5 protein-coding genes are annotated in these 8,822 nt (G+C 40.2%); 2 read left to right on the top strand and 3 right to left on the bottom strand.

Annotated elements, in window-relative coordinates; genetic code table 11:
- Positions 1-16: 16 nt before the first annotated feature.
- Complete coding sequence (locus tag EHQ70_RS18470) at positions 17-1,210, bottom strand: CaiB/BaiF CoA transferase family protein (protein ID WP_135588949.1); 1,194 nt, start codon at positions 1,208-1,210, stop codon at positions 17-19.
- Between the two features lie 108 nt (positions 1,211-1,318).
- On the opposite strand from EHQ70_RS18470, the gene EHQ70_RS18475 reads away from it, so the two are divergent.
- Complete coding sequence (locus tag EHQ70_RS18475) at positions 1,319-5,548, top strand: beta strand repeat-containing protein (RefSeq protein ID WP_425270055.1); 4,230 nt, start codon at positions 1,319-1,321, stop codon at positions 5,546-5,548.
- A gap of 16 nt (positions 5,549-5,564) precedes the next feature.
- Here the strand turns inward: EHQ70_RS18475 and EHQ70_RS18480 are convergent, their stop codons facing one another.
- Both EHQ70_RS18480 and EHQ70_RS18485 read right to left on the bottom strand, forming a co-directional pair.
- Positions 5,565-7,364: a sulfatase gene (locus tag EHQ70_RS18480; RefSeq protein WP_135588953.1), complete on the bottom strand. Its 1,800-nt coding sequence runs from the start codon at positions 7,362-7,364 to the stop codon at positions 5,565-5,567.
- Entirely contained in the window at positions 7,361-7,750 is a 390-nt protein-coding gene (locus tag EHQ70_RS18485; RefSeq protein ID WP_135588955.1) for a DMT family transporter, read from the bottom strand. The genes EHQ70_RS18480 and EHQ70_RS18485 overlap by 4 nt, the downstream gene beginning before the upstream one ends.
- On the opposite strand from EHQ70_RS18485, the gene EHQ70_RS18490 reads away from it, so the two are divergent.
- The gene (locus tag EHQ70_RS18490) at positions 7,745-8,644 is read left to right on the top strand and encodes an alpha/beta fold hydrolase (protein WP_135588957.1); all 900 of its coding nucleotides are present in this window, start codon (positions 7,745-7,747) and stop codon (positions 8,642-8,644) included. The genes EHQ70_RS18485 and EHQ70_RS18490 overlap by 6 nt on opposite strands.
- The last annotated feature ends 178 nt before the right edge of the window (positions 8,645-8,822 follow it).

An 8,822-nucleotide genomic window follows, 5' to 3' on the forward strand; every position in this document is an offset into this window, starting at 1 on the left:
AAAAGCAAGGGAGGTGCTAGATCACTCGGTCTTTTTTAAACTCCGCAATTTTCTCTTTAGGAAACCCCAAACCACCCAAAATCTCTTCTGTATGTTCCCCATGTTCTGGCGGATCGTTTCTGTAGACAAAGGGAGTTTCTGAAAAATGAAATGGAGAACCAAATTGTAAAATTGGTCCATATTTGGGATGGTTTCTTTCGATCACCATACCACGTTCTTTCATATGTGGATCTTCTGAAACTTCCTTCATATTGAGAATAGGAGAAAGGCAAGCATCCGTATTGTCGAAGATAGGTTGCAAATCGGAATAGGTTTTGGATTTGAAATAATCGGTTAACTTTTGTTTAATGATTGGAATGTTTTCTTCGTTCATCGGATGGTCTTTGGTTAAGTTTTCCATTCCTGCTGCCCGTAAAAAAGTTTGGAAGAACATATCTTCTAAGGCACCGAGTGCTACATACCGACCTTCTTTCGTTTCATAAACATTATAGTTTGGTAATTTACCTGATAAAATATCATTCCCTGCTTCAGGAGATTTTTCCGAAGAAGATAAAATTCCACCGTATAACGAAAGAAACTGGAGAGATGCATCTGTCATAGAAATATCAATCCGTTGTCCTTTGCCTGTTTTTTCTCTGAAGTAAAGAGCAGCAAGAATTGCAGAAAGGGCTGTGAGTGTTCCTCCTCCCACATCTGCTAATTGAAAACCAGCAGGCCTTGGAGGATTTCCAGTTTGGTCAAGGACTCCAGACACTGCTAAGTAATTCAAATCATGTCCTGCAAAGTCTACGTATTTACCCGAGATTCCGTAGCCAGAAATTCCACAGTAAATCAAACGTGGAAATTTTTCTTTTAAGACATCATAACCGATTCCCATTTTATCCATTCCATCGGGACGGAATCCTTCGAGCAAAATGTCTGCATCTTCTAAAAGTTTAAAAAGAATTTCTTTGGCTTGCTCTCTTTTTAGATTCAGTGTGATCGCTTTTTTATTTCGATTCAACATCATGTACAAAGCGGGATATCCTGTTTTGCCTTTGAACATTGCACGAGACCCATCATAAGCTCTTGGGTTTTCGATTTTGATCACTTCCGCTCCCATATCTGCTAAATGTTGTGAACATAAGGGGCCTGGAAGGAGTAAGGATAAGTCGACAACTTTCACACCAGCGAGTGGTCCTTTGGATGATTGGTTTTGATTTTGGCTCATTTTGTTTTATTGGGAATCCTGGAAATTTTTTTCTAAATTAAGCTATTTCTCTCGTAATATATAAAGGGAGAACCCTAACTGGAACCGATACGAGTACAAAAGGGAATCATGTTCAGAGTCTGTATTTCCATCATTTTCCTCGTGTTCTCCACCTTTACAGTCTCTTGCCAATCCATAACACCCCATAATTTTCTGATGTTATTCGGTTCTTTCTTTGTTTCCACAACCGGACAAGGTTCCGTTATTTACGAAGCTCCAAATTTTTTATTCACGAGTGAAAATGGAAAACAAGCAGAATTCACAGTTCGTTTGAACATAGAGCCGAACAGTTCAGTAAGAATTGGTCCCATCACCGTTTCTGATCCCACCGAAGGTGTATTATTATCAGCAACTTATCTTGAATTTACTAGTAACAATTGGGACATACCACAAAGCGTTCGTTTGGCGGGCGTTGATGATTTAATTGCAGATGGAAATCAAAATTATAGAGTCCAACTGGGAAGTATATTTACAACAGACATTCGGTTTTCTGCACAAGGACTTCCCGTATTACTCGTTGTCAATACGGATGATGAAACTTCCGGTGTGGCAGCGAGTCCTACTTTTGGTCTCCTCACATCGGAAACTGGAGAAACGGGAACCATTGCTTATGTTTTACAAACAAGACCAATGCAAGATGTCATCATTCGGAATTTTGTTTCAAGTGATACAACCGAAGCAACTGTTGCAGCAGTAGAACTTGTATTCACACCTAACAATTGGAATGTGCCTCAAACAATTATTGTCACTGGTGTAGATGACTTTAGTGTAGATGATAGTACATTTCAAATCTCAGCAGATCCAACTGTTTCTAATGACCCTGCTTATATGGGAAAACCAATTCCTGTCATTACCGGAACTAATGTGGATGATGATGTAGCTGGGTTCACTGTTGTGAATTTATCTGGCCTTACAACTACAGAGGCTGGTGGGGCTGTCAGTTTTGCTGTGGTGATGAATACTTTGCCTACAAGTTCGGTAACGATTCCTTCGATCGTAGCCACTCCAAGTTCAGAAGGAACAGCTTCCCCTTCTTCTCTCACTTTTGCACCGGGAACATGGTTTACTCCCCAAATTGTCACTGTGACTGGTGTGAATGATTTTATTGTGGATGGACCAAAAACAGTTACTATCGTAACCGGTGCCTCTGTTTCCGCTGATACGGATTACAATGGTTTGGCGGGTCCGGTATTTCCTTCTGTAACTAATACGGATGACGATGTCCCTGGATTTGTACTCACTTCCCCAGGTAGTTTGACAATTTCTGAAAATGGGGGAAACTTATCTTTTGCCATCCATCTTTTGTCTCAACCACCGCCCGGATTTACCGTAACACTCACAGGAATTTCAGAAAACAATACCATCACCAATATCAATACCACAAACCTAGTTTTTACCAATGCCAATTGGAATGTAGACCAATACATAAACGTAACTACAAATAACAATTCCATTGATGAAGACACAAGATCTGTCACCTTGCAGTTTGGAACTGTAGATACAGGAGGATCCGCCGATCCAGTTTACAATTCAGTATCACCACCGGCATCAGTTACCATTTTGGTAACTGATGATGACACGGCAGGCTTTACCGTCACACCAGTCGGTGGACTCGTGGTTCATGAAAATGGAACTCCTTCGACGGAAACCTTTACGGTAGTTTTAAATTCAGAACCAACAAACTCTGTCAGTATCCCGAGCATCACATCCAGCAATACTTCTGAAATAACGGTTTCTCCCAATTCCTTAAACTTTACCTCAGGAAATTGGAACACCCCACAAACTGTCACCATCACTTCCGTGTTAGATGGAGTGGATGACGGGGATCAAAATGTAAACATCACTTTTGGAAATTCTGTATCGGCAGATCCAAAATACAATTCTATCTCTATACCCGCCGTCACTGCAATCAATACAGATAGCAATGAACCATTGGTTCGGATTCAAAATCTTTCAGCTTCTTCCATGTTGGAAAATGGAACCTCTACCATCACATTTGAAATTAGGCTTTCTCTAAAACCAAATGCCAATGTTACCATTGGGCCAATTACTTCCTCTGATGGAACAGAGGCGGTATTACTCAATAGTTCTTCTGGTATTGCCGCATCCAGAACTCTTACCTTTACACCCACAAATGGACAGGCAGCAAATTATTCCGGTAATACCAGTGATAGCGGATGGAATGTGGTACAAGTGGTGACAATCCGTTCTGTTTCCGATTCCTTTGACGATGGAAACATCCCCGTAACGATTCACATTCCACAAGCAAGTGGTTCTTATTTTACTGGACTCTATCCTACAGGCACTCTTCCTGGGTATACAGAAGCTAGCGGTGATTTGGTGATCACCATTATCGACAATGATACAGCTGGTTTTACAATTTCATCTACAACACTGAACCTTACCGAAGGTGGAAGCGATGGAACCTTTACCGTTCGTTTGAATTCAGCACCCTGTGACACTCCCGCCAATTTAGCAGCTTGTGCCGCAGGTTCCGTCACCATTCCGATTTCAGGGGAAACCTTTAATTTACCAGACAGTGTGCAGTATACATTTTCCCCAACAAGTTTGACATTCACTCATACCAATTTTTCAACAGCACAAACTGTGACTGTTGTTGTGGTCAATGATTCCATCAATGAAATCAATACAAGAACCCATATACTTACATTAGGTATCATCACGGGATCAGGAACCGATTATGAAGGAATGAATCCGCCTGACATCACCATCAATATTACAGACGATGACAATCCTTCTCCGAGCATTCTATTCACTTTAAATGCGGGCCAACCTTACTTCACAACAGAGGCAGGACAATCGGCGATGTATAGTCTTAGACTCGGAAGTCGACCCATTCCAGGAAACCAAGTCACCGTAACGGTAGCAACTTCTGATGCCACGGAAGGGATGATTAATGATGGAGGAACGCCTGTTAGTTCCAAGCAGTATCTCTTTGATGAAACCAATTGGAGTACATCCGTTCCTGTAGAAATCCAAGGTGTTTCCGATATTTTAACTGATGGGAACGTAAGTTATAATATCACAGTGAATGGAACAGAAACAGGTTCTATGCCCTCTTGGTATGTTAGTTTTGTCGGAAGTACGGGAACCACGGCCACACTTGTAAATTATAGCACATCGGAGAATCCAGTGACTGTGGTCACACCAATGAGTATGACCAGAGCCGAAAACTCGGCATCCTTCCCTATCTATGTCCTTCTCAGCCAAACACCTACAGATGATGTCACGGTTCCCATTTCGGTAACAACAACCTTCCCTTGCCAATTGATTGTGGCACCTGACGTCCCACAATTTTCAATCTCAACGACTTCTCTAACGATCACAAGTGCCAATTGGAATACGATTGGATCACATAACACAATCACTATAACCCCCAATGATGATGCAGTGGATGATGGAAACGTATCTTGCCCCATTGTTGTAGGAATCCTTTCTTCCACCGATGGATTTTATAATGGAGTGAATCCTTACCCATCCTCTAATTATCCAATGCTCACATTGAACGATAATGATAGTGCAGGTATCACAACATCAGGTTTTACTCCAACCAATGTCATTACCTCCCAATCAGGAGCCTCTTCTGAATTTTACATTCATTTGGATTCGCAACCCACAACGAATGTCACCGTAAACTTTAACACAACTCCTGGCGGACTAGTGAGTTTTCCCACAGCTCCACTTACATTCACACCCAGTAATTTTGGTTCAGGCCAACTAGTCACTGTTACTGGACTTGATACTGCCGCCCTCGGTGACGTGAGTTATACCATTGCCTCTGTAGTGACCTCCGGAGAAACAGGCACAGGGTTCACACCTTCGACGATTTATAGTGCTCTCACCCCTCTTTCTATCTCTGCCACACATATCAATTATATTTATGATATTGTTCCTTGCACCGATCCAAATCCAATGAATGTTTGTGGAACTTCAGCCAATAGTTCTGGTGGACTTGTTACTTCACCTAACTTAATCACAACGGAACTTGGTGGCCAATCAAGGTTCCAAGTTCGTTTGCGTGCGAGACCTATCTCGAATGTTACCATTCCCGTCTCAAGTTCGAATGTTGCCGAAGGAACAAGTTCTGTTTCTAGTTTGGTTTTTACTTCGAGCGATTGGAATACGTACCAAAACGTAGTCCTTACAGGAGTGGATGACTTTCTTGTGGATGGGAATATGGCTTATTCAATTTTATTTGGATCGCTCAGTGGTGGAGGGAGTGGGTTCAACGGTGAATCTTTGCCAAATGTTTCTGTAACAAATCAAGATAACGATTGATTCAAATCATCCTCCTCTACTGCACATATCCTTGTTTCTTTAAAATCTCCAAAGCATCCGTTCCTAATTCTTGTTTGGATGAATAAGATTTTTTTTGTCCACCTTCCTTCCAAAAATAAACCTTTGCTTTCGGAATAAACATAGGTCGTTTTGCTCCGGATTCATATAACAAATCACAGTTGGTATTACAAGATGCCATACTGAGACCAAAGTAACCTGTAAAAATTTCTGATTTTGGAATTTGTTTTTTTGAAAACCAAACAGTAAATTCGGGAAAACTCACATCAGGATACACTTCGAAACTAATTTCAAAAGGTTCTAATCGTTTGGTTTGGATTTGTATCAACTTACCATGTTCTTCAAGAAAAACATCTTTTGGATAAGTTGCCATCCGAATGGTTCCGCTTGGTACCCGAATTTGTATTTCTGTATCTTTTGACTCTGGTTGGATGGAAAGATGATACAATGGAAGTTTAGGTTCCATCGAACGAATTTGTTTCCAAAACCTTAGGATTTTCTTTTCCAAATCAGGTTTGAGTTTCATATCCTGAATCGTGGAGATGTTTGCTATTCGTAATGGATTTTCTTGGTTAGGGTCTTTTTTTGTATCCGAATACAAATAGAATTCACTTCCCACAGAACCTTGCCAAAATTTTCCGAGTTCGTGAAACCGGTAGGATCTTTGTAAAAGAAATTCTGATCCTTCCCCATATCCTTGTGTGAATCTAGTTTCACCGTAGTACGTTCGTTTTGTGGTTTCGCGATTTTCAATCAATGGTTTTAAAGATTTACCTTGTATCATACTCGGAGTGGCGAATCCAAGATAATCCAAAATCGTTGGGAACAAATCAATCGATCTTGTCATTTCTTTGATGGATAGTTTTCCCGACTTACCTGGGAGTTTGATGAGTAACGGAACATGGATATTTTCCAAAAACAAATCCTGTCCATGTCCGTAATATGTATTGGTTCCTGTAAAAGGAGAAATGGCATGGCCCGCAAACATCACCTCACCATGGTCAGCTGTAATGAGGATGAGAGTATTCTCCCAAAGATTTTTGTTTTTTAGTTCTTCAAAAACTTTTCCAAGCTCCTCATCGACAAAAGCAACTTCTCCAAGATAATTTGTTTTCTTTTCATCCAAAACTTCGTTCGTTTTGATTCGATCCGTAAATCCAGGTGGCGGTGTGTAAGGTTTGTGTGGGTCGTTATAATTTAAAAACAGAAAGAATGGTTTTTTCTCTAACGAAATTTCTTCCAATACTTCAAAAGTTTTTTTAGTAATTTTTTTTGTGTCTTCGCTATAATTGGAAAAATCGAATAATCGATCAAAACCAACGTCCACTCCTAACCCAAATTTATCCGTTAAAAACGGATTGTTCCCAACCATATAAGTAACAAAAGATTGGTCTTTTAAAAATTTGGGAAGTGGCCTCTTTTCACTCCTGTAAAAAGCTTCGGCCTCTGACTTTGGTGTAGGATAGTCCCAAAAATTAACAGGATTGGCCGATGCATATTTACCTGTAAAAAATACAAGTGTGGATGGTCTTGTCCATGCAGCATTGACTAAATGATACTGAAAGGAAATCGCATTTTTTTGAAACAATTCTAAGTTAGGTGTCACCCCATATTTGCCGATGATATCCCCACGAAGGGAATCAATCACAATCCAAAGAACATTGGGACGGGGTTGTAAGGCAAATGAATCAGATCCAGAACCAACCTCCGAATCTGTTTTTTTACAAACTAATACAAAAAGAAATAAAATGGAAAAAAATAAAAATTTTAGTTTTAGAAAAAAGAATTTAGATTTCAAGATTTAACATCAAACATTTGCAAGGCGGTTAACCAAACACCTATCAATATAAATGCAATTCCTAACCATTGTGTCAAATTCAATCGTTCTTTAAAAAATATAGCGGATGCAATGAGAACAATGATAAAACCACTTGAAGTAAATACAGGATAAGCGAGGGAAAGTTTCAAACCCTTTCCTAAAACATAGCGATATCCAAGTAAGGCCAAACCGAAACTGGCAAGCCCACCGATAAAGTATGGGTTAAACACCGTAAAGATTGTATCCCAAAGACCACCTGACAACGTTTTTGTATGATCTTGCATAGAAGAAGATTTGATTAAAATATTAGCCAATGCATTAAAGAATACGGCTATACAGAAGAAGAGGATGACCTGGAATTGCATGGGATAGAGACAAAATCCGATCTAAATCGGGAAGGGTCAAATAGAAAAATGAAATCAAAATCCTTTCGGTTCAGAAACTGGGAATGTGCTTATTTAGATTCGGAAACTCCGGGTCCCGTTCTCGTTTTCTGTCATGCCAACGGCTATAGTGCCGGCTGTTACAATTATTACTTTCAATTATTATCAAAACACTACCGAGTCATCGCTCCTGATTTTTTAGGACATGGGCGTTCCGAGTTTAGTTTAAAATTTAATAACTGGAATGTGTTTCGAGATCAAATCCTCGCCCTTCTTGACCACGAATCCATAACCAAAACAAATATCATCGGCCATTCACTCGGAGGAGCTTCCTCTCTCCTTGCGGCTGCCAAGGAACCGGATCGTTTCGATAAGGTTCTTGCGATGGATCCAGTCATCTTGGGATGGAAATTGGTTTTTCTTTCTAAATTTTTGGACAACCCGCTCGCCATAGGTGCCAAAAAAAGACGAAGCCACTTCAAATCGATTGAACTTGTTAGGCGGTCATTTCGAAAGTTCCCAGCCTTTGCCAACTTTGAACCTTCCATCTTTGAGGATTATCTAAACTCTTGTTTTGTCAGCACTGGAAACGACACGGAAGTCAAACTTTGTTGTGATCCAAGAGTGGAAGCACGGATCTTTGGACATGCCCACTTTCATGTCTTTAAAAATTTCTACGGCATCAAAACCGAAAACCATATAGCTATTCCAGAAAAATTTGAAGTCTGTAGTCCGAAGTATGCCAACATACTCGCGAAAGTACATCCCAAATCCGATGTTACGATCTTTCCTGAATTCACACATTTTTTTCCTTTCGAAAGACCAAAGGAAACTTGGAACTGGATGCAGCGATGTTTGGAGATTAAAGAAGATTGAAATAGGTTTAGGAAAGACTGAAGAATTTGGGCGCCTCGAATTGGTTAGGTGGATTAGAATCGAAGCCTTAACCGACCGCGCTTTCCGCTCCAATCTTTCCTACTGGTATTCCCCGTTTATTTCGGACAATAAATTAAGCACATCGCTTTTCATATAACTTTCTAAATACAATAGGAGA

Origin of the sequence: Leptospira congkakensis (assembly GCF_004770265.1) — a bacterium.
Taxonomy (GTDB): domain Bacteria; phylum Spirochaetota; class Leptospiria; order Leptospirales; family Leptospiraceae; genus Leptospira_A; species Leptospira_A congkakensis.